The following is a 19,509-nucleotide window of genomic DNA, read 5'->3' as shown; positions in this document are numbered from 1 at the left end:
GAGGATATATGGCAACCAATTTCAAACTGAAACGCTGGCAGGATCAGGTGATCCTGTTGCTGGGCCTGTGGCTCGTTGTCTCGCCCTGGGCATTTTCCTATCCCGAAGGCTCGCCGCAGATGATCAACGCCTTTGTCTCGGGCCTCGTGATCGCCATCCTGGCCGCCTTCGACCTGTACAAGACGTATTTCTGGGCCGTCGTCGTCAATCTGCTGGTGGGCGTCTGGGTCGCCGCCTCGCCGTGGATACTGCGGCTGGCCGAACAGCGCGTCGTCCTGTGGAACGAGCTCATCGTCGGTATCGCCGTCGTCGTCCTGGCCCTGTGGGAACTGCGCACCGACCCCGAGCTGCACAAGCACTGGCCCGGCGCCGCGGCGTAGCGGCGTAAAAAAGCCCTGTCACGGCTAAGCCGTGCAGGGCTTTTTAAAATACGAACAGCACCGCAGATACGCGACGTCTCAGCGCCTGGCAAAACCGTAGCGAGCGGAAGGAAGAGGTGGCCGAGAAGCGGAGCCGTACTCAGTACGGGGGCGCCGAGCCGGTGAGCATCGCAGGCCTCCTATACCGACGCGCAGTAGCTCAGGTCAGGCGCCACTACAAAGCGTAGCGGACTACGTTGTCGCTCCATTCGTAGGCGGCCATTTCCAGCTCCACCAGGTCGTCCGGCGACATGGCCAGGTCGCGCAAGGTCGGCACGATCTCGCCTTCCATGTCTTCGATGCGCTCGATGCACTCGGCCAGGCGCAGCAGGTCGCCATAGAAGCCTTCGCGCGACAGCAGCGCTTCGGCCACTTCGTCGATCACTTCGATCTGGCCGAGGATTTCCGACATCGGCACGCCGAACAGGGTATCCATCAGCGACATGATGCCGACCGTAAAGGCGATATCGGCCGAATGGGCGTGGTTCGGGCGCAGTTTATGCGCGAGCAATTCCAGCAGGCGGCCGCGCGTGGTGGCCAGCATCAGCAGCGGCGTCATGCTATGGCCGCGCTTGCTTGGTTCCGCATACAGCATGATTTGCAGCCAGCGCTGCAATTGGCGGCGGCCCAGCACGGTCACGGCCTGGCTCAGCGAATCGATGCGCTGGCGCGCGCCCACGGCCGGTGTATTGACCAGGCGCAGCAGGTTCAAGGCCAGCGACACGTCGCGCTTGATGGCGCGCTCGATGTCCATGTTATCGGCGTCCGACGTCACCAGGGTCATCAGTTCCATGACGGCCAGTTGCGACGGCGACAGTTTCTTGCCCGTCATGATGGCGGGCTTGGCAAAGTAATACCCCTGGAAGTAATCGAAGCCCAGGTCCAGGCCCGACTTGAATTCTTCGCGCGTCTCGACCTTTTCCGCCACCAGTTTCTTGTTTTCCTGCTTGAAACGGGGCGCCAGCGCTGCCAGCACTTTCGGGTCGACCGTGCTCATGTCCATCTTGACGTATTGCACCAGCGGCAACAGCTCCTGCACTTGCGCCGTGTCGGACACGACGTTTTCCAGCGCGAAGGTGAAGCCATGGCCCACCAGCTCGCTGATGCGCGCGCGCACTTCCGGCGTGACGGGCATCGATTCGACGATTTCCAGCACGACTTTTTCACGCGGCAGAAACACGAAGATGTCGCTCATGATCACGTCGGCATCGACGTTGACGAAACCGAGCGCGTCGCCGATGACCTTTTCCATGCCCAGCTGGGAAGCGTGGGCGATGACGGAGGCAGTGGCGGACAGATCGCTGGTAATGTTGGCGGGACCGACCGGAGCGTTGCGGAATAGCAACTCATAGCCAAACAGGGCTTGATTACGGTCAAGGATAGGTTGTCGCCCCAGATAGAACTCGCGCACGCGCAAGGGTTTCGGGGTGATGTCGTTGCTGGAAATATCGATCATTAACTCTTCATCAATCACGTCGAGTGACACCGGCCGCGCCGCGCCCGCATCAAGGTTCACTATTGACAATACTTTAGCTGAATTCCGCCCGCGCTGTGGGTATTTTGGCAGCAATCCAGTTTATTGTCGTCAACAAATTAGGCGACTGGCGTGTCTTGCACCATCCCGTCGACAAATAATTTCAATTCGCCCGGCGCAAACGCCGTCCATTGCTCATTTGTCGTCAGCGGCTGGGTAACAATCACGGCCACGCGGTCCTGGGGTGTCGTCACCTGGGAAAAGTCCACGCTCAGGTCTTCATCGGAGAGTTTAGCAGTTGGAAACGGATGTTGTCGCACCAGATAGTGCAAGCTGGTCGAGCAATGGGCAAACAGCGCCTCGCCACTCGACAGCATCATGTTGAAAGTGCCGTGGGCGGCGATGCTGGGCAGCAACTCCGCCAGGGCGGCATGCAGTTGCGGCAAGGCCGGCGGGGCATCGCCAAAGCGCGCATGCAGCTCCTGCAGCAGGTAGCAGAAAGCCCGTTCGCTGTCGGTGCAGCCGACGGGGCGATAGCTGCCCGTCAGCACGGGGTTGAACTCCTTCAAATCGCCATTGTGGGCAAAGACCCAGTAACGGCCCCACAGTTCGCGCACGAACGGGTGGCAATTTTCCAGCGCCACCTGGCCTTGCGTGGCCTTGCGGATATGCGCGATGACATTGCGCGACTTGATGGGGTAGCGTTTGATCAGTTCGGCCACGGGCGAGGCGATGGCCGCCTGGTGGTCGACGAAATGGCGTACGCCGGCCCCCTCGAAAAAGGCAATACCCCAGCCGTCATGGTGGGTATCGGTATGGCCGCCGCGCATGGCGAAGCCGGTAAAACTAAAGACAATGTCCGTGGGGACATTGCAATTCATTCCGAGAAGTTGGCACATGGTCTGTTTGCAGCGAAGTAACCCGGCCACCATACCATGCCGTCAGACGGATTGGTATGGTGGCGATAGCCATCCGGTCAGTGCAACAGGACAGGCTGGCTCATGAGGGAATCGTAGCTGCCCAGGAATTCATCGATCTCTTCCATGCTGGGTTCGCTGGCGATCAGCTCCGTGACGTCGCGGCGGAAGTGTTGTGCAAGGATGCCGGCGATAAACGTTTCCCGCTTGCCCCCCTTGTCGACGATTTCATAGCCGCCAAAGCGCAGTGCTTCGAGGTCGCCGTCGACGCCGAATTCCACGACGCTGTATTGTTCGCTGTTATAGATCAGGTTCATTTTGCATCCTTCGCTCAAGCAGGAGAAGCTCCTGCGGTGTCAGAACAGAGGTGGGGTTCACACGGCGCCATTTCAAGCGGCCATGCCACCCTGCGGGCTACAGAGTTGTAACGAGATGCAAACTACGACTGCGGTAAGGCGATCGAAAAGTCGTCAGGAAACGACCATGTCTGCTTGCAGCGCCAGCAGGGCATCGTAGGGACTGGCGGTGAGCCAGGTGCGCAATTGTTCGATGTGCGTGGCGTCGGCCAGGCTGATGAACAAGTGTGCGGGTGGATGGCGCAGCAGACGATTCAATGTTACACGCAATACGAGATTGCCGCTGCAGCACAGGCAACCTGGTGCGATGCGCAACAGTTGCAATGGAAATGATGGAGAAGGAGAAACTTGCCCGGCCAGGTCGGCCAGGATGGCGTTGCCGTCAGCAAGGCCCTCGAGGATCACGGCGGCCGGCTGGCCAGGCGGCAAGGCTTGCGCGATGGCCGCTTCGCGCCCGGCGGCGCGTCCACCGCTGACCAGAGTCAGCGGCGTCGGACGCCGCACGGCTGCCGTCACAGGCTTTTCTTGGCCAGCTTGCCCGGTTCGACGCCCAGCTGTTTCAGCTTGCGGTACAAATGGGTGCGCTCGAGGCCCGTTTTTTCCGCCACGCGGGTCATGCTGCCGCCTTCGCGTCCCAGGTGATGTTCGAAATACATGCGCTCGAACGCGTCGCGTGCCTCGCGCAGCGGCAAGTCGAACGACAGGTTGTAGCCATGGCCTTCGGCCACCGCAGGTACAGCGATGCCTGGGCGCACCATCAGCTGTTGCGGCGCGCTGCCGCCAAAGTTGGGCACGGGATGGCTGCTTTCCTCGGCCACCACGGGTGCCACGGGACGCGGCGCCACGCTCGGCGCGCGCACGGTTTCCTGTGCCCGCGTCAAGCCTTGCTGGACTGCCTTCAGCAGTTTTTGCAGAGCAATTGGTTTTTCCAGGAAGTTCATGGCGCCGATGCGCGTCGCCTCGACCGCCGTATCGATGGTGGCGTGGCCCGACATCATGATCACCGGCATGGTCAGCAAGCCGTCGCGCTGCCACTCCTTGAGCAGGGTGACGCCATCGGTGTCGGGCATCCAGATATCCAGCAATACCAGATCCGGCGCACCGGCGGCACGCGCTTCGCGCGCCTGCTGCGCATTTTCGGCCAGCTGGATAGCATGTCCTTCGTCGCCCAAAATTTCCGAGAGCAACTCACGGATACCCATTTCATCATCCACTACGAGTATGTTTGCCATTCGTGTCTTGCCTTCCTCATTTCGCCGGCCGTCGCGCACAAGATGCACACGGCGGACAACTATGATTTTATTAGTGTTTTAAATACTAAACCAGACCCTCACGCCAGGAATTCCTGGGCAGGAGTGTCGGGAGCTAACTTTAACAGCAAAATGACCACCGAAGCGCCATTGCCGTCGACCCGGTTCTCGATATCGATGCGTCCGCCGTGTTCATCGATAATTTTCTTGACCATCGCCAGGCCCAATCCCGTGCCGCGCGCCTTCGAAGTCACATAGGGCTCGAAGGCCCGCGCCAGGATTTTTGGCGCGAAACCAGGGCCATTGTCGCTGATGGCCAGCCGCACGGCGATATTCACGCCGCCGTCCGCACTGCGATAATGAATTGCTTCCGTCCTTACGTCAATCTGCGGATGCGGCGAGTCCGGCGGCAGGTCGGCCATGGCGTCCTGCGCGTTCTGCAGCAAGTTGTGGATCACCTGGCGCAACTGGGTCGGATCGCCCATCACCATCGGCAAATTCGGCGCCAGCAGCGGATGGATGATGTCGCCATCGTCGCCGCGCAGGTACAGGTTCAGTATCTCTTCGATCAGCTCGTTCAAGCGCAGCGGCGTGAGCACGGCCGGCGGCGTGCGCGCATAGTCGCGGAAGTCGTCGACCATGCGCTTCATCGCATCGACCTGCTTGACGATGGTGGTGGTGGCGCGGCTGAGCAGGTCGGCATCAGGCTGCTCCAGCTTGCCTTCGAGCTTCATCTGCAGGCGCTCGGCCGACAGCTGGATAGGCGTGAGCGGATTCTTGATTTCATGCGCCAGGCGGCGCGCCACCTCGCCCCAGGCGATCGAGCGCTGCGCGGAAATCACGTCGGAAATATCATCGAAGACGACGATGTAGCCGCTGCCGGACTCCAGCGGCAGCCTCGAACCGCGCGCCAGCAAGGTGATGTCATGCTCGTCGGCACTACTGCCCAGGCGGCGCGGAATCTCGATCTGGCGCTGCCAGTGCAGGCGCTGCTGGTTGCGGCCCGAGGCCGATTGCGCGCTTTGCGCCGTAAAGGCGCTGATGATGGCGCCGCCAAACTCTTCCATTCCAGCAATATTCGCCAGCGGCTGGCCCACCATGCTCATGCCCGAATGCTGCAGGATGCGTTCGACCGACTCATTGCAGGTCACCAGCTTGAAGTCGCCGTCGAGCACCATCACGCCGGCCGACATGTTCGCCAGCACCGATTCCAGGTGGGCCTTGGCGTTTTGCAAGGCGGCGCGGTTGCTTTCCACGGCCGTGCGCGCATCGAGCAACTGGCGCGTCATGATGTTGAACGACTGCGTCAGGGTGCCCAGTTCATCCTTGGTCGCGACGATGGGGCGCGGCGACAGGTCGCCCTCGGCCACGGCGCGCGTGCCTTCGGCCAGCAGCAGCAGGGGCTGGGCCAAATTGCCGGCGATCAGGAAAGCGCTGCCGATGGCGCCGAAAATAGCCAGCAGCAAGGTCAAAGTGAGGATTTCCATGTACATCTTGCGCAGTCCCACGCGCGCGACGAAACGTTCCTTGTATTCGCTGTAGGCGGCGCGCAGCACTTCGCCATTCGTCGCCAGCTTGGGCGGCACCGATTGCAGCAGTTGCAAATAGCGGGGCGAAACGGACGGTCCCGGCACGGCCACCAGCACGCGCAGGCGCAGGCTGGCCGCCGTTTCCAGCGATGCTGGCAGGCCCGAGCGGAAACCGCCGCCGCCCGACTCCGTGCCATCGTCGTGCAACTCCAGTCCGCCCTCGGCGGAGGCATAGCCGGCCGGCAAGGCCGCCTGCACCAGCATGGGCGGCGTTGGCAAGTCGGCCGCGCTGTGCGGCCCGGCGCTGGCCAGCAGCACGCCGTCGCCGCTGACAAGCATGACGTTTTGCATGCCCTCTTCGCGCAGCAGGCTGGTCAGCACGGCCGGACCGGCCACCGGGTCGGCGCCCAGTTCTTCGACGGCCTTGTGGCCCCGGTGGTCGAGCTCGACCAGGGCCGCATCGAGGCCGGCACGGCCCAGTTCAATTCCCGATTCCAGCGCCGCTTCGATCTTGACGTTGAACCAGGATTCGATGGAGTGGGAGACGAATTGCACTGAGACAAGGAAAATCACCAGGCCCGGCAGGATGCCGACGGCGGCGAACAGCATCACCAGGCGCGTCATCAGCTTGGAGCCGAACTTGCCGCTCTTGTAGCGCGCGTACAGGCGCGCCAGGGAAATGCCCACCAGCGCCAGCAGGGACACGGCCACGGCCGCGTTCAGGCCCAGCAGCCAGGTGTAGTAACGGTCGAAAAAGCCGGAATTGTCGGAAGCCGACGCCAGCAGGAACAGCAGAATACTGACAATGCCGCCGCCCACCACCAGCAAATAGCGCAATGCTTGACTCACTACTCCGCCGTATACAAGAAGGTTTTTTTATTCGAAGCCAGGCGCCAGTCGCTGTTATTGAAGGCATTGACCTGTATCGGCTTGGGCAGGTAGTCGCGGTCCATGCCCATGCGCAAGGTGACGTTGTACGTCTGCCCCACTTTCAGCTCGCCGCGCCGCGCCACCAACCAGCGGCTGGGACGGCGGATCAGGAACAGCGCATCGTCGAGGGTGGGAAAGCTCTGCTGCAAGCCGCCGCCCGACACGTGATACTGGCGCGTCAGCACGTTATACGACAGCTTGCTGGTCTGGCGCGCCACGATGGCTTTTTCATCGAACCAGTACCAGCGGGGCCGGGTCAGTTCGATTTCTGTCGTGAAATACAGCGGCACGCCATGCTGTACCGCATCATCGAGGTCGTGATTGAGCTCGAAGGAATACGTGGCGGCCAGCTTGTAGCCCTCTTCGCCCGACTCGATATAGGCACGGGTGATCTCGACCATGTCGGCGGCATGCGCGCGTGGCATGGTACATGCCAGCATCAGCAGCAGGGCCAGGAGTCGGAAGAGTCGTGTTGTCACAAGTGTGCCGGTAGTGTCCGTAAGATAAGGTTCGACGAATCGCTCAAGCCGCATTTTTTTGGAATAGCGCATAGAACAAACCGTCGTGGTCCTGCTCCGCGCTGCCAGTCGGCAACAGCTGGCCAGGCGCTGTCAATCGGGTCGCATTATTGCGTACCGCAAATGCCGCCGCCTGTGCCTCGGACTCTTGCGGCCACAACGAACATGTCACGAACAGCAATTTACCATCGGGCCGCAGCATCTGCCACAGGTTGTCCAGAATTTTGGATGAAAGTGTTGCAAGTTGGAACGCGTCGCCCTTGCGGCGCAACCAGCGAATGTCGGGATGGCGGCGCACGATGCCCGAGGCCGTGCACGGCACGTCGGCCAGGATGCGGTCGTACTGCTGGCCGTCCCACCACGCGCTCGATTGCGCATCCTGCGCCTTCAGTGTCGCTTCCAGGCCCAGGCGCTCGAGGTTTTCCGCGATGCGCGGCAGGCGCTTGGCGTCCGCGTCGATGGCCGTCACTTGCACGTCGGCCAGTTCCAGGATGTGGCACGTCTTGCCGCCGGGCGCCGCGCAGGCGTCCAGCACGCGCATGCCATCCTGCAAGTCCAGCAGCGGCGCGGCCAATTGCGCGCCAGCATCTTGCACGGAAACGACGCCCTGCTCGAAGCCGGGGATCAGCGCCACGCCGATCGGCTTGTCCAGGCGCACGGCGAACGGTCCCACCTGGCGCGCGGCAATGCCGGCCTCGGTCAGCACGGCCAGATACGCTTCGACCGTGCTCTTGCGGCGATTCACGCGCAAGGTCAGTGGCGGCACGGCGTTGCCGGCCGTCAGAATGGCTTGCCAGTCGCGTGGGTAAGCCAGGCGCAGCGAGTCGATCCACCACTGCGGATAATTCCATTGCGCCAGAGGTTGCTGCAGGGCCGCTTCCAGCAAGGATTTGCGTTCGCGCAAGAAACGGCGCAAAACGGCGTTCACCATGCCCTTGGCATGCGCCAGGTCAGGGTGCGAGGTGGCCACCGTGACAGCCTGGTCGACAACGGTAAACTCTTCGTACGGTTGCTCGCCCGGCTCAGCCGACATCAGCGACAGCGCGCAGCACAGCAGGGCGGCCAGCATCGGCGGCTCGGGCGCCTTCGACGTCATCAGGCCGACCAGGGTTTCGCTGCGGCCCAGCTGGCGCATGGTACGGTAGGAAATATCCTGGATGGCGCCGCGCGCCTGCGGGCTGGCGTTCGATTGCGTAAACACCTTGGCCAGCGCCTGCGGCAGGGCGGTGCCCGTGCGCACTTGCGCCACGGCATTGGCCGCGCCCAGCAGGCAAAACGCCAGCGAGTCGGCGCGCAAATCGGGTTGGAAGCCTGGCTGCAAGACCGGTTTCAGGTCGGGATGGTAGCTGGGACGCAATTTCGGTGCGGCAGGAGCCTGGCCTGGCGCCGGCTTGGTTTTCAATTTCAGCGTGGGGCGCTTGTTCATAGTTATCCGGTGTGGCTGCGCGCGGCGGGCTGCATGGTGGCAAAGTCGCGGCCGCGCGTCATCAATAAAGGGTCGATTGTAGCGTTTGTGGCGCCCTCTGGCCCAAGCGATTGCAGCGATACCTGTAAATTGCGGCAAAAAACTGCATATATACAAGCAGAATGCGCCATGCTGATGTTTTCATGCACCAACATAGGCATGCTGTCCTGATAATATCGTGAAAAGCGCCGGCACGGGCACACTGCCGGCTGGCGTATTGTTCCCGGCAGCAAACCAGTATAATTAACGCAGTCTGGGCGGCTTGGGTACTGGCCGTCCGTTTTGCTTTTTGATTCATTCTATTCATTCTTAACGCGGTTCCACCGCCATCCTGCTCATGCTCGCCCAACAGAAACAAGAAATCATCGCCCTGTTCCAGGCCGCCCTCGCTCCCGTCCTGGCCGGCACCTCGCTTGCGCCTAGCGTAGTGCTCGAGCGACCACGCGATGCATCGCATGGCGACGTCGCCTGCAATATCGCCATGCAACTGGCCAAGCAGCTGAAACAGAATCCCCGCGAACTGGCGCAAACCATCGTGACGGCCGTGCTGGCCAATCCGGCCGGCAAGGGCCTGGTCGAAGCAGTGGAAATCGCCGGCCCCGGCTTCATCAACGTGCGCGTCTCCGCCGCCGCCAAACAGGCCGTCGTGAAAACCATCCTGAGCGAGGCCGACAGCTATGGCCGCAGCACGGCAGGCGCCGGGAAGCAAGTCATCCTGGAATTCGTCTCGGCCAATCCGACCGGTCCGCTGCACGTGGGCCACGGCCGCCAGGCGGCCCTGGGCGACGCCCTGTCCTCGCTGTTCGACGCGCAAGGCTACCAGGTGACGCGCGAGTTCTACTACAACGACGCCGGCGTGCAGATCCAGACCCTGGCCAACTCCGTGCAGGCGCGCGCGCGCGGCTTCAAGCCGGGCGACGCCGAATGGCCGGAATCCGCCTACAACGGCGACTACATCGCCGACATCGCCAACGACTTCAAGGCCGGCAAGACCGTCTCGGCCAGCGACGGCCAGCCAGCGACGGCCAACGGCAACGTGGAAGACATCGATTCCATCCGTCCATTCGCCGTCACCTACCTGCGCAACGAGCAGGACATCGACTTGCAGGCGTTTGGCGTGAAGTTCGACAATTACTACCTGGAATCGTCGCTGTACGCGGACGGCAAGGTCAACAGCGCCGTGGAAACCTTGATCAAGGCGGGCCACACGTATGAGCAGGATGGCGCGCTGTGGCTGCGCACCACCGACTTCGGCGACGACAAGGACCGCGTCATGCGCAAGACGGACGGCACCTATACGTATTTCGTGCCGGACGTCGCGTATCACCTGGTGAAATGGCAGCGCGGCTTCGTGCAGGCCATCAATATCCAGGGCAGCGACCACCACGGCACCATCGCGCGCGTGCGCGCCGGCCTGCAAGCCGTCGACATGGGCATCCCGCAAGGCTACCCCGACTACGTGCTGCACAAGATGGTCACCGTCATGAAGGATGGCGAAGAAGTCAAGATTTCGAAGCGCGCCGGCTCCTACGTGACCGTGCGCGACCTGATCGAATGGTCGGGCGGCGGCGACATCGCCAAGGGCCGCGACGCCGTGCGCTTCTTCCTGATCTCGCGCAAGGCCGACACGGAATTCGTCTTCGACGTCGACGTGGCGCTGAAAACCACCGATGAAAACCCGGTCTATTACGTGCAGTACGCGCATGCGCGCATCTGCCGCATCCTGGAAAACTGGGGCGGCGATGCAAGCACGGTCGCCGGCGTCGACCTTTCCCCACTGACGGCGCCGACCGAAGCGACCCTGTTGGCGACCCTGGCCGCCTATCCTGAAATGCTGGCGCGCGCGCAGGCCGAACTGGGACCGCACCAAGTCGCCTTCTACCTGCGCGACCTGGCCGCCAACCTGCACAGTTTCTACTTCGCCGAAAAAGTGCTGGTCGAGGACGAAGCCGTCAAGATGGCCCGCCTGGCCCTCGTCATCGCCGCGCGCCAGGTATTGCGCAACGGACTGGCACTGATCGGCGTGTCCGCGCCAAACAAAATGTAATCGCGAAGGTCTAATCGTCAATGAATCATGCTTCCCGCTTCTCTTCGTCCCGGCGCCAGCAGGGCAATACCCTGGTCGGCATCATCATCGGCCTGGTCATCGGCCTGGGCATCGCCGTGGTGGTCGCCCTGGTGATCACCAAGGGCGCCTCGCCCTTCACCGACAAGTCGGGCAAGGCCGGCAAATCGGCCGAGCCGACGGCCGGCCAGATCGCCGACCCGAACAAGCCGATGTACGGCAACAAGGAAGCGGCCAAGGAAGCGGCGCGCGACTTCTCCAAGGAGCCGCGCGAGATCACCACGCCGACGCAGCCTGCCGCGCCCGCGCCCGCCACCGCGCAGCAGCCGAAGGCGCCGCCGCCGGACGCGCTGCAGGAATTGATCGGTACATTGAAGGACAAGCCGGCGCCGAAAACGCCGGCAGCAACAGCGCCCGCGCCGCAAGCCAAGGCCGACGTGAAAGAGGCCAAGGCCGATGCAGCCAGCGACAAATGGATTTATTATCTGCAGGCCGGCGCCTTCCATGACATGTCGGACGCCGAAAGCACGCGCGGCAAACTGGCGCTACTCGGCTTCGAAGCGGCCATCAGCGACCGCAGCACCGATGCCGGCGTGCTGCACCGCGTACGGGTCGGGCCGTTCAACCAGCTCGAAGCGATGAACCGCGCACGCACCAAACTGTCTGAAAACGGCATCGATGTCGCCGTCGTCCGCAACCAAAAATAAGGAACCAGCATGCGTTTTCTGAAGAAGATCCTGATCGCCGCCGCCCTGTGCACCGCCGCCATGGGCGCATCGGCCTCGCCTGCCGAGCCGAAAAACGGCGTCGAGTACGAAACCCTGCCCACGCCGCAGGCGACGGAATCGGGCAAGAAAATCGAAGTGACGGAATTCTTCGCCTATTACTGCCCGCATTGCAACGTGCTCGAACCGCAGCTGGCGGCCTGGGTCAAGAAACAGGGTGACAACATCGTCTTCAAGCGCGTGCACGTGTCGCGCGATGACAGCGTGGCGCCGCAGCAGCGCTTGTTCTTCACCCTGCAAGCCATGGGCCTGGTCGACAAGCTGCACACCGGCGTCTTCCACGCCATGCACGTGGAGCGCAACCGCCTGAACACCGACGACGCCGTCTTCGACTTCGTCGCCAAGCAGGGCGTGGACCGCCAGAAGTTCATCGACACTTACCGTTCGATGGGCGTCTCGGCCCGCGTGCGCCGCGCGGACGCCATGATGCAGGGTTATAACGTGACGTTCTGGCCCATGATCGCCATCGATGGCCGCTACATCACCTCCCCTTCGCAGGCCGACCAGGGCAGCAAGTCGGCCAAGAACGAAGAGCAGCTGAACGCCCAGGCGCTCAGCGTGATGGACGTGCTGGTCGCGAAAGCCAAAGCGGAAAAGAAATAAGCATGGCCACTTCCCTGGCGCGCCCGGGCATCGCCTGATGCATCGCGTTTTCATCACGGGCGCGTCGAGCGGACTGGGCGCCGCCCTGGCGCTGCAGTACGCGCGCCAGGGCGCCCATCTGGGCTTGCTGGCCCGCCGCAGCGACACCCTGCAGCAACTGATCGCCTCCCTGCCCCACCCTGAACGCCACCGCGCCTACGCCGTCGATGTGTGCGACCACGCCGCCCTGAAAGGCGCAGCCGGCGACTTCATCGCCCATGCCGGCGGTATCGACGTCGTCATCGCCAGCGCCGGCGTGTCGTACGGTACCTTGAGCGAACATGCGGAAGACCTCGACGCCTTCGCCCGTTTGATGGCCATCAACGTCACGGCCACCGTCGCCACCTTCGCCCCCTTCATCGCCACCATGAAAAGCCAGGGCAGCGGACGCCTGGTGGGTATCGGCAGCGTGGCCGGCATCCGCGGCCTGCCCGGCGCCGAAGCCTACAGCGCCTCGAAGGCGGCCGTCATCAGCTACTGCGAATCGCTGCGCCTGGAATTGAAACCGGCGGGCATCAAGGTCGTCACCATCACGCCCGGCTACATCGACACGCCGATGACGCGCCATAACGCCTACCGCATGCCCTTCCTGATGCCGGCCGAAAAATTCGCCGTGCGCGCCGCGCGCGCCATCGCCGACGGCGACAGCTACCGCGTGATCCCGTGGCAGATGGGCGTCGTCGCCAAGCTGCTGCGCGCGCTGCCCAATGCCATCTACGACCGGGCCTTCGCGAATGCGCCGCACAAGGCGCGCAACTGAACTGACCACCATGACGAAGCACTCAGACCTGAACAGCGCGGCCATCGCCGCCCATTGCGCCACAGGCGCCTCCCACGTGGCCATTGAAGTGGTCGACGAAACGGGATCGACCAACGCCGACCTGCTGGCGCGCTGCGCCACCCTGGCCGGCCCTACCCTGCGCATCGCCGGCCAGCAGACGGCCGGACGGGGGCGCGCCGGGCGACCGTGGGTGTCGCAACCGGACGCCAGCCTGATGTTCTCGCTGGCCTGGCGCTTCAAGGGACCGCTGCACCGGCTGGTCGGCCTGCCGCTGGCCGTCGGCGTGGCGCTGGCCGAAAGCATGACGGCGCTGGGCGTGCCGGTGCAATTGAAGTGGCCGAACGACCTGCTCAAGGACGGGCATAAACTGGCCGGCATCCTCGTCGAGACGCAGCAGACGCCAGATGGTGGCGTGTGGGCCGTCATCGGCTGCGGCATCAACCTGCTGATGCCCGATGCACTGGAACGGCAGATCGGCCGCAGCGTCTCGGCCGTGCCCTGGCTGGCGCAGATGGAGCGCAACACCCTGGTGGCGGCCCTGCTCAGCCGCCTGGCCGGCGTGCTGGCCGAATTCGACGACACGGGCTTTGCACCCTTCACGGAACGCTGGAACCTGCTGCATGCCTGGCAAGGCCAGCACGTGAAAATCCTCGACAATGGCCAACTGCTGCAGCAAGGCGTGGCGGCCGGCGTGGATGAACTGGGCCGGCTGCTGCTGCGCGGCGAGGACGGCTTGCAGCACATCATGTCCGGCGACGTGTCCCTGCGCCTGACGGGGGAGTAAGCGCATGCTGCTGCTGATCGACGCGGGCAATACGCGCATCAAATGGGCACTCGTGGCCGCCGACAGCCCCGCCGGCGGCTGGCTGGCCAGCGGCGCCGTCACGCATGCGCAGATCGACACCCTGGCCGCACAGTGGGCGACACTCGCCATCGGCGAAGCACTGCTGTCGAACGTGGCAGGCGCCGTCATCGGCACGCGCCTGCGCGCCATGCTGCCGGTCGTTGCCCGCGACTTTGTCTCGCTGCCGCAGCTGGCGGGACTGACGAACGGCTATCGCGTGCCGTCGCAGCTGGGCTGCGACCGTTTTGCCGCTGCCATCGGCGCGCACGCGCTGGCGCCTGGCCAGGCCGTCATCGTCGCCAATTGCGGCACCGCCACCACCATCGACGCCATCACGGCCGATGGCGTTTTCCTCGGTGGGATGATCTTGCCGGGACTGGGACTGATGGCCAGCTCGTTGGCGCGCAACACGGCGCAGCTGCCGCAAATCGCCAGCGACGCCATGCTGCCGGCCGGCTTTGCCGACAACACGGATGACGCCATCCTCTCCGGCTGCCTGGCGGCCCAGGCGGGCGCCATCGAACGGGCCGTGCGCATGCACGGCGCCGGCGCCTGCCTGCTGTCGGGCGGCGCCGCAGCGCGCATCGCACCGGCCCTGGCGCTGGCGGTGCCGCTGCACCTGGTCGACAATATCGTCATGCTCGGCCTGCAGGCGGCCGCGCGCGCCGAGGCCTCAGGAACACAAGGAAACCACCCATGCTGAAATTCGTCTTCTGGCTGCTGGCCGGCGTCAACCTGCTGGTGCTGGCCATCGGCCAGGGTTATCTGGGCAGTTTTCGCACGGAGACGCGCGAACCGGCGCGCCTGAAAAACCAGCTGCAAGCGACCAAGCTCACCTTGCTGACGCAGGAGCAGGCCATGATGCCCGCCGCGCCGCCTGCCGCCGAAGAGGTAGTGACGCCGGCGACGGCAGCACCGGCGCCGCCGACATCGTATGCGTGCACGGAAGTGGGCAATTTCCTGCTGGCTGACGGGCGCCGCTTCGAAGCGCAAGTGGCGTCGCTGGACCTGGGCGACCGCCAGTCGCGCCGCAACGTGGCAGGCCAGGAGATTTCCAGCTACATGGTGTACATCCCGCCGCAGGGCAGCAAGGAAGGCGCCGACCGCAAGGCCGGCGAATTGAAGCAGCTGGGCGTGACAAATTACTTCATCATGAATGAAAGCAGCCCGCTGCGCTGGGGCATTTCACTGGGCGTGTTCAAGTCGGAAACCAGCGCACAAAGCCAGCTGGCATCGCTCAACAAACAGGGCGTGCACAGCGCCCGCGTCGCACCGCGCTACAGCGCCAGCAAGCAGATGGCTTACCAGTTCCGCGACCTCGACGCCGCCACGCGCGCGCGTCTGGAGAAGATCAAGGCGCAGTTCCCGGAACAAGACCTGCGCAATTGTAAATAACTACCTTTGGATCACGATGGGCTTGATGCCTGTCGATTCCGGCAAATTCGCCGCCGCGCGGGCCGCCTCGGCGCGGCTGGAGAACGGTCCGCCGTACAGGCGGAACAGGTTACCGGCCTGCACCACGCCCAGGGTCCCCAGGGCTGCCGCGTATGGCGCCAGGCGCGAACGTCCTGATTCCGCATTGTCGGCGCGCGAATAAGCACCCAGCTGCAAATAGAAGCCGCTGGCCAGCGCCGCCGGCGCCGGCATGGCCACCGTCGCATCGACGGGCAGCATCTGCGTCGACACTTCCGGCTGCACCACGGCGCCCGTTTCCACCGGCGTATCGATGGAGATAGCCACCACGGACGGCACCGGCTTGGGCGCCGCTCTGGCAGCCAGGATGGCGTCGATATCGGCCGGCAGCAAGCGTTCGACGACCACCTGGTGGCTGCCCTTCCCGAGAAAGCCCAGTTTCAGCGCCGCCGTGTAAGACACGTCGATGACGCGCGTGGCATGGAACGGACCGCGGTCGTTGATGCGCACGATCACCTGCTCGCCGCTGTCGATGCTCGTCACGCGCGCATACGATGGAATCGGCAAGGTGGGATGGGCCGCCGTCATCTTGTACATATCGTAGATTTCACCGGACGAGGTGCGCTGGCCATGGAATTTCTTGCCATACCAGGTACCCGTGCCTTTCTGGGTAAAAGGCTCGTTGTTGGTGATCGGCGTGTAGGTCTTGCCGAAGACAACATAAGGACGGTTCGAGCGCGTGGAATACGGCTCGTTGCGCACTTCCGCATCGGGCACGTCGCGCAGGTTGGCCGGCGGATTGTCGCCCGGGCCATCATCCTTGTAGTAGCCGCCACGCCCGGAACCGGCCGCCGGCAGCGCAGGCAAGGTGGGATCCTGGCGCACAGGGGACTTGACCTTGCCGCCCGGCGGCATCGGCACGTTGGCCGGCGGCTTTTGCGGCGTGGTGCCGCACGCGGCCAGGGTCAGCAAGACCGTCAGGCTCAGCCCGCGCATGGCGAAGGTATCGAATGGCGCGCGCATCAGGTCTGCACCAGCTTGCGGTGGCGCTGAATGCTCATCAGGATACCGGTGGCCACGCCCAGGGTCAGCAGCGCGGTGCCGCCATAGCTGAGGAATGGCAAGGGGACGCCGACCACCGGCACGATGCCGCTGACCATGCCCATGTTGACGAAGGCGTAAGTAAAGAAAATCATAGTGATCGCTCCTGCCAGCAGGCGAGTGAAAAAACTGGGGGCGTTGGCGGCGATCATCAGCCCCCGTCCCACCAGCAGCAAATACATCAGCATCAGGATCAAGTTACCGACCAGGCCGAATTCCTCGGAATATACGGCAAAAATAAAATCGGTCGTGCGTTCCGGAACAAACTCCAGGTGGGCTTGCGTGCCGTGCGTCCAGCCCTTGCCCGTCATGCCGCCGGAACCGATGGCGATGATGGACTGGATGATATGGAAACCCTTGCCCAGCGGGTCCTTGGTCGGGTCGATCAGCATCATCACACGGTCGCGCTGGTAATCATGCAGGTGAGACCAGGCGATCGGCAGGCAGGAAACAAAGGTGATCAGCAAGCCGGCCAACACCTTCCACGACAGGCCAGCCAGGAAGATGACGGTAAAGCCGGCCGCCACCACCAGCAGCGCCGTGCCCAGGTCGGGCTGGCGCGCGATCAAATAGACGGGCGCCAGCAACAGCACGGCCGCCATCACAAATGATTTCCAGCGCAGAGCCCCCGCATTGTGCTGGAAGAACCAGGCCAGCATCAGCGGCGTGGCGATCTTCAGGAATTCCGACGGCTGGATGTCGATCACGCCGATATGCAGCCAGCGCCGCGCACCGAGCTTGATGGTGCCGAACAGCGCCACGGCCACCAGCAAGATCACCGACACCGTATAGGCGGGCACCGCGATGCGCATCATCATCTGCGGCGTGACGTTGGCCGCGACCCACATGACGAAAAAGCACAGCAATATGTTGCGCAAATGGTCCTCGATCTTGCCGGGGATACCGATGCTGGCCGAATACAAGGTCAGCAGACTGGTGCTGAGCAGCATCAGGATGATGATCATCAGCGGCGGATCGAACACCGCCAGATAGGGTTTGGCGCGCCGCCACAGCGAGCGCCTCTCGTTAATGGGCATGTGCTTCCTTATTGTCTGGCAGGTGCCGTCGGGGCTGCTTGCTCGTCCGTGATTTCTTCCAGGGTGCGCACTTCGTCGACATCTTCCTTGGGCACCTTGGTGGTGTCCTTTTCCTTGTCGCTCGGGCGCTTGCCCAGCAGATAGTAGTCGAGCGCCTTGCGCGCGATCGGCGCGGCCACGCCGGCGCCGAAGCCCGCGTTTTCCACCACGATGGCAATCGCGATGCGCGGCTTGTCGGCCGGCGCGAAGGCCGTAAACAAAGCGTTGTCGCGCAGGCGTTCGGCCAGCAGCTTGGCATTGTACTTCTCGTTTTTCTTGATGCCCACCACCTGCGCCGTACCCGTCTTGCCGCCCACCGTGTACTGCACACCGGTGAAGATGCGCGCGGCCGTGCCGCCTTGCTCGCTGGTCACGCCCACCATGGCGCGCTTGATGATGTCGATGTTTTCCTGCTTGAGCGCGATGCGGTAGCTTTCCTTGGGCACCGTCAGAGTACGCGCGCGCGTGGCGGCGTCTTCGATGATCTTCACCAGATGCGGTTTCATCACCACGCCGTTATTGGCCAGGTTGGCTGTCGCGTGGGCGATCTGCAGCGGCGTATACGAATTGTAGCCAGAGCCGTTACTCACCGAAATCGTGTCGCCGCCCACCCATTTTTTCTGCTGCGGCGTCTTGAAGCGGTTGCGCTTCCATTCCGTCGACGGCAGCACGCCCGTCTTTTCATTATTCAGGTCGATGCCCGTCAGCTGGCCGAAACCGAACGGCTTCATGAAGTCGTGGATGGCGTCGATGCCCATGTCGCGCCCCAGCTGGTAATAATAGGTGTTGCACGAGACGACGATGGACTTGTGCATGTCCACCGTGCCATGGCCGCCCACCTTGTCGTCGCGGAAGGTGTGGCCGCCGAGGATGAAGAAGCCGGGGTCGGAAATTGACTGGCTTGGCGTGCGCTTGCCCAATTCGAGCGCGGCCAACGCCATGAAGGGCTTGAAGGTCGAGCCGGGCGCGTAGGTGCCGGACAAGGGACGGTTGACCATAGGCCGGTCCAGCGAAGTATTGAGTTCGTTCCAGCTTTGCTGGTCGATGCCGTCGACGAACAGGTTGGGGTCGTAGCCTGGCTTGGAGACGTAGGCGAGGATGTCGCCCGTGGCCGGGTCGATGGCCACGGCCGCGCCGCGCCATTCGCCGAACGCTTCCTCGACCACTTTTTGCAATTCGATGTCGATCGACAGGATCAGGTTATTGCCAGGGGTGGCCGCCGTGCGCGACAGGGTGCGCATGGCGCGCCCGCCGGCCGACACTTCCACCTCTTCGTAGCCGGTGGTGCCATGCAGCTGCTTCTCGTAGCTTTTTTCCAGGCCTTCCTTGCCGATATGGTCGGTGCCGTTGTAGTTGGCCGCGTCCTCGCCCTCTTCCAACGCCTTGGCTTCGTTGCGGTTGATGCGGCCGATGAAGCCCACCACGTGCGAGGCGATTTCGCCCATCGGATACTGGCGGAACAGGCGCGCCTGCACCTCGACGCCAGGGAAGCGGAAGCGCTGCGCCGTGAAGCGCGCCACTTCCTCGTCCGTCAGGCGCGTGCGCAGCGGCACGCTGACGAAGTTCTTCGATTCTTCCAGCAGCTTCTTGAAGCGGCGGCGGTCCTTGATGTCGATCTGCACCAGGGTCGACAGCTCGTCGATCACGGAATCAAGGCTGGCGCTCAATTTCGATGGCGTGATTTCCAGCGTGTAGGCCGAGTAATTGCGCGCCAATACCACGCCGTTGCGGTCGAGGATCAGGCCGCGCGTTGGCACGATGGGCACCACGGCGATGCGGTTGTCTTCGGCCTTGGTCGCATAGTCCTCGTGCTTGATCACCTGCAGCCAGATGAAACGCGCCAGCAGCAGCGAAAAGCAGACGAAGACGAGCGCGCCCAGGATGGTCAGGCGCATGCGGAAAAAATGCAGTTCGCGCTCGGTGTTCTTCAGTTCAGTCATGGCA

At 63.3% G+C, this 19,509-nt stretch carries 19 protein-coding genes; 8 read left to right on the top strand and 11 right to left on the bottom strand.

What is annotated here, in order from left to right; genetic code table 11:
• Positions 1 to 8 precede the first annotated feature (8 nt).
• A complete protein-coding gene (locus BZG29_RS04805; protein ID WP_077399477.1) occupies positions 9 to 380 on the top strand; it encodes an SPW repeat protein in 372 nt (123 codons plus the stop codon).
• A 214-nt stretch (positions 381 to 594) separates the two neighbouring features.
• On the opposite strand, the gene BZG29_RS04800 is transcribed toward BZG29_RS04805, so the two are convergent.
• The 8 genes from BZG29_RS04800 to rsmB form a co-directional block, all read right to left on the bottom strand.
• The gene (locus BZG29_RS04800; RefSeq protein WP_077399474.1) at positions 595 to 1,875 is read right to left on the bottom strand and encodes an EAL domain-containing protein; all 1,281 of its coding nucleotides are present in this window, start codon (positions 1,873 to 1,875) and stop codon (positions 595 to 597) included.
• Between the two features lie 137 nt (positions 1,876 to 2,012).
• Entirely contained in the window at positions 2,013 to 2,792 is a 780-nt protein-coding gene (locus BZG29_RS04795) for a class II glutamine amidotransferase (RefSeq protein WP_077399471.1), read from the bottom strand.
• A gap of 77 nt (positions 2,793 to 2,869) precedes the next feature.
• Entirely contained in the window at positions 2,870 to 3,127 is a 258-nt protein-coding gene (locus BZG29_RS04790; RefSeq protein WP_077399469.1) for a DUF3567 domain-containing protein, read from the bottom strand.
• A 153-nt stretch (positions 3,128 to 3,280) separates the two neighbouring features.
• Complete coding sequence (locus BZG29_RS04785) at positions 3,281 to 3,682, bottom strand: GTPase (RefSeq protein ID WP_077399466.1); 402 nt, start codon at positions 3,680 to 3,682, stop codon at positions 3,281 to 3,283.
• On the bottom strand, positions 3,679 to 4,398 hold the full coding sequence (locus BZG29_RS04780) for a response regulator (RefSeq protein ID WP_077399463.1): 720 nt from the start codon (positions 4,396 to 4,398) through the stop codon (positions 3,679 to 3,681). Before BZG29_RS04780 ends, BZG29_RS04785 begins: the two co-directional genes overlap by 4 nt.
• A gap of 98 nt (positions 4,399 to 4,496) precedes the next feature.
• Positions 4,497 to 6,794 (bottom strand): ATP-binding protein, encoded by a 2,298-nt coding sequence (locus BZG29_RS04775; protein WP_077399460.1) that lies wholly within the window; start codon positions 6,792 to 6,794, stop codon positions 4,497 to 4,499.
• Complete coding sequence (locus BZG29_RS04770) at positions 6,794 to 7,300, bottom strand: DUF4390 domain-containing protein (protein ID WP_251350982.1); 507 nt, start codon at positions 7,298 to 7,300, stop codon at positions 6,794 to 6,796. The genes BZG29_RS04775 and BZG29_RS04770 overlap by 1 nt, the downstream gene beginning before the upstream one ends.
• 97 nt (positions 7,301 to 7,397) lie before the next feature.
• Positions 7,398 to 8,819 carry a 16S rRNA (cytosine(967)-C(5))-methyltransferase RsmB gene (rsmB, locus tag BZG29_RS04765; protein ID WP_077399454.1) on the bottom strand — a complete coding sequence of 474 codons (1,422 nt, stop codon included), beginning with the start codon at positions 8,817 to 8,819 and terminating at the stop codon, positions 7,398 to 7,400.
• A 376-nt stretch (positions 8,820 to 9,195) separates the two neighbouring features.
• Here rsmB and argS point away from each other — a divergent pair, with 376 nt between their 5' ends.
• The 7 genes from argS to BZG29_RS04730 are packed head-to-tail and all read left to right on the top strand — an operon-like array spanning position 9,196 to position 15,370.
• Entirely contained in the window at positions 9,196 to 10,905 is a 1,710-nt protein-coding gene (gene argS / locus BZG29_RS04760) for an arginine--tRNA ligase (RefSeq protein WP_077399451.1), read from the top strand.
• A gap of 20 nt (positions 10,906 to 10,925) precedes the next feature.
• Positions 10,926 to 11,630 carry an SPOR domain-containing protein gene (locus tag BZG29_RS04755; protein WP_077399448.1) on the top strand — a complete coding sequence of 235 codons (705 nt, stop codon included), beginning with the start codon at positions 10,926 to 10,928 and terminating at the stop codon, positions 11,628 to 11,630.
• 9 nt (positions 11,631 to 11,639) lie between these two features.
• A complete protein-coding gene (locus BZG29_RS04750) occupies positions 11,640 to 12,311 on the top strand; it encodes a thiol:disulfide interchange protein DsbA/DsbL (protein WP_077399444.1) in 672 nt (223 codons plus the stop codon).
• A gap of 37 nt (positions 12,312 to 12,348) precedes the next feature.
• Positions 12,349 to 13,110 carry an SDR family oxidoreductase gene (locus BZG29_RS04745; RefSeq protein WP_077399441.1) on the top strand — a complete coding sequence of 254 codons (762 nt, stop codon included), beginning with the start codon at positions 12,349 to 12,351 and terminating at the stop codon, positions 13,108 to 13,110.
• Between the two features lie 10 nt (positions 13,111 to 13,120).
• On the top strand, positions 13,121 to 13,915 hold the full coding sequence (locus tag BZG29_RS04740; protein ID WP_077399438.1) for a biotin--[acetyl-CoA-carboxylase] ligase: 795 nt from the start codon (positions 13,121 to 13,123) through the stop codon (positions 13,913 to 13,915).
• A 4-nt stretch (positions 13,916 to 13,919) separates the two neighbouring features.
• Positions 13,920 to 14,678 (top strand): type III pantothenate kinase, encoded by a 759-nt coding sequence (locus BZG29_RS04735; RefSeq protein WP_077399435.1) that lies wholly within the window; start codon positions 13,920 to 13,922, stop codon positions 14,676 to 14,678.
• Complete coding sequence (locus BZG29_RS04730) at positions 14,672 to 15,370, top strand: SPOR domain-containing protein (RefSeq protein ID WP_077399432.1); 699 nt, start codon at positions 14,672 to 14,674, stop codon at positions 15,368 to 15,370. Before BZG29_RS04735 ends, BZG29_RS04730 begins: the two co-directional genes overlap by 7 nt.
• Here BZG29_RS04730 and BZG29_RS04725 read toward each other — a convergent pair whose 3' ends face one another.
• Genes BZG29_RS04725 through mrdA form a run of 3 tightly spaced genes read right to left on the bottom strand, consistent with a single transcriptional unit; the run spans position 15,371 to position 19,505 of the window.
• Entirely contained in the window at positions 15,371 to 16,411 is a 1,041-nt protein-coding gene (locus tag BZG29_RS04725) for a septal ring lytic transglycosylase RlpA family protein (RefSeq protein ID WP_077399429.1), read from the bottom strand.
• The gene (gene rodA, locus BZG29_RS04720; protein ID WP_077399426.1) at positions 16,411 to 17,526 is read right to left on the bottom strand and encodes a rod shape-determining protein RodA; all 1,116 of its coding nucleotides are present in this window, start codon (positions 17,524 to 17,526) and stop codon (positions 16,411 to 16,413) included. The genes BZG29_RS04725 and rodA overlap by 1 nt, the downstream gene beginning before the upstream one ends.
• Before the next feature lie 8 nt (positions 17,527 to 17,534).
• Entirely contained in the window at positions 17,535 to 19,505 is a 1,971-nt protein-coding gene (gene mrdA, locus BZG29_RS04715; protein ID WP_077399423.1) for a penicillin-binding protein 2, read from the bottom strand.
• Between the last annotated feature and the right edge of the window lie 4 nt (positions 19,506 to 19,509).

Origin of the sequence: Janthinobacterium sp. LM6 (genome assembly GCF_002002885.1) — a bacterium.
Taxonomy (GTDB): Bacteria; Pseudomonadota; Gammaproteobacteria; order Burkholderiales; family Burkholderiaceae_D; genus Janthinobacterium; species Janthinobacterium kumbetense.
The sequence above is the reverse complement of the archived record's forward strand: the minus strand, read 5'-3'. Positions and strand labels throughout refer to the sequence as shown.

Excerpts from the sequence above, each read along its gene's own strand:
- BZG29_RS04805 (WP_077399477.1), top strand. The coding sequence starts at position 9 with ATGGCAACCAATTTCAAACTGAAACGCTGGCAGGATCAGGTGATCCTG.
- BZG29_RS04800 (WP_077399474.1), bottom strand. The coding sequence starts at position 1,875 with ATGATCGATATTTCCAGCAACGACATCACCCCGAAACCCTTGCGCGTG.
- BZG29_RS04795 (WP_077399471.1), bottom strand. The coding sequence starts at position 2,792 with ATGTGCCAACTTCTCGGAATGAATTGCAATGTCCCCACGGACATTGTC.
- BZG29_RS04790 (WP_077399469.1), bottom strand. The coding sequence starts at position 3,127 with ATGAACCTGATCTATAACAGCGAACAATACAGCGTCGTGGAATTCGGC.
- BZG29_RS04780 (WP_077399463.1), bottom strand. The coding sequence starts at position 4,398 with ATGGCAAACATACTCGTAGTGGATGATGAAATGGGTATCCGTGAGTTG.
- BZG29_RS04770 (WP_251350982.1), bottom strand. The coding sequence starts at position 7,300 with ATGCCACGCGCGCATGCCGCCGACATGGTCGAGATCACCCGTGCCTAT.
- rsmB (WP_077399454.1), bottom strand. The coding sequence starts at position 8,819 with ATGAACAAGCGCCCCACGCTGAAATTGAAAACCAAGCCGGCGCCAGGC.
- argS (WP_077399451.1), top strand. The coding sequence starts at position 9,196 with ATGCTCGCCCAACAGAAACAAGAAATCATCGCCCTGTTCCAGGCCGCC.
- BZG29_RS04755 (WP_077399448.1), top strand. The coding sequence starts at position 10,926 with ATGAATCATGCTTCCCGCTTCTCTTCGTCCCGGCGCCAGCAGGGCAAT.
- BZG29_RS04750 (WP_077399444.1), top strand. The coding sequence starts at position 11,640 with ATGCGTTTTCTGAAGAAGATCCTGATCGCCGCCGCCCTGTGCACCGCC.
- BZG29_RS04745 (WP_077399441.1), top strand. The coding sequence starts at position 12,349 with ATGCATCGCGTTTTCATCACGGGCGCGTCGAGCGGACTGGGCGCCGCC.
- BZG29_RS04740 (WP_077399438.1), top strand. The coding sequence starts at position 13,121 with ATGACGAAGCACTCAGACCTGAACAGCGCGGCCATCGCCGCCCATTGC.
- BZG29_RS04735 (WP_077399435.1), top strand. The coding sequence starts at position 13,920 with ATGCTGCTGCTGATCGACGCGGGCAATACGCGCATCAAATGGGCACTC.
- BZG29_RS04730 (WP_077399432.1), top strand. The coding sequence starts at position 14,672 with ATGCTGAAATTCGTCTTCTGGCTGCTGGCCGGCGTCAACCTGCTGGTG.
- BZG29_RS04725 (WP_077399429.1), bottom strand. The coding sequence starts at position 16,411 with ATGCGCGCGCCATTCGATACCTTCGCCATGCGCGGGCTGAGCCTGACG.
- rodA (WP_077399426.1), bottom strand. The coding sequence starts at position 17,526 with ATGCCCATTAACGAGAGGCGCTCGCTGTGGCGGCGCGCCAAACCCTAT.
- mrdA (WP_077399423.1), bottom strand. The coding sequence starts at position 19,505 with ATGACTGAACTGAAGAACACCGAGCGCGAACTGCATTTTTTCCGCATG.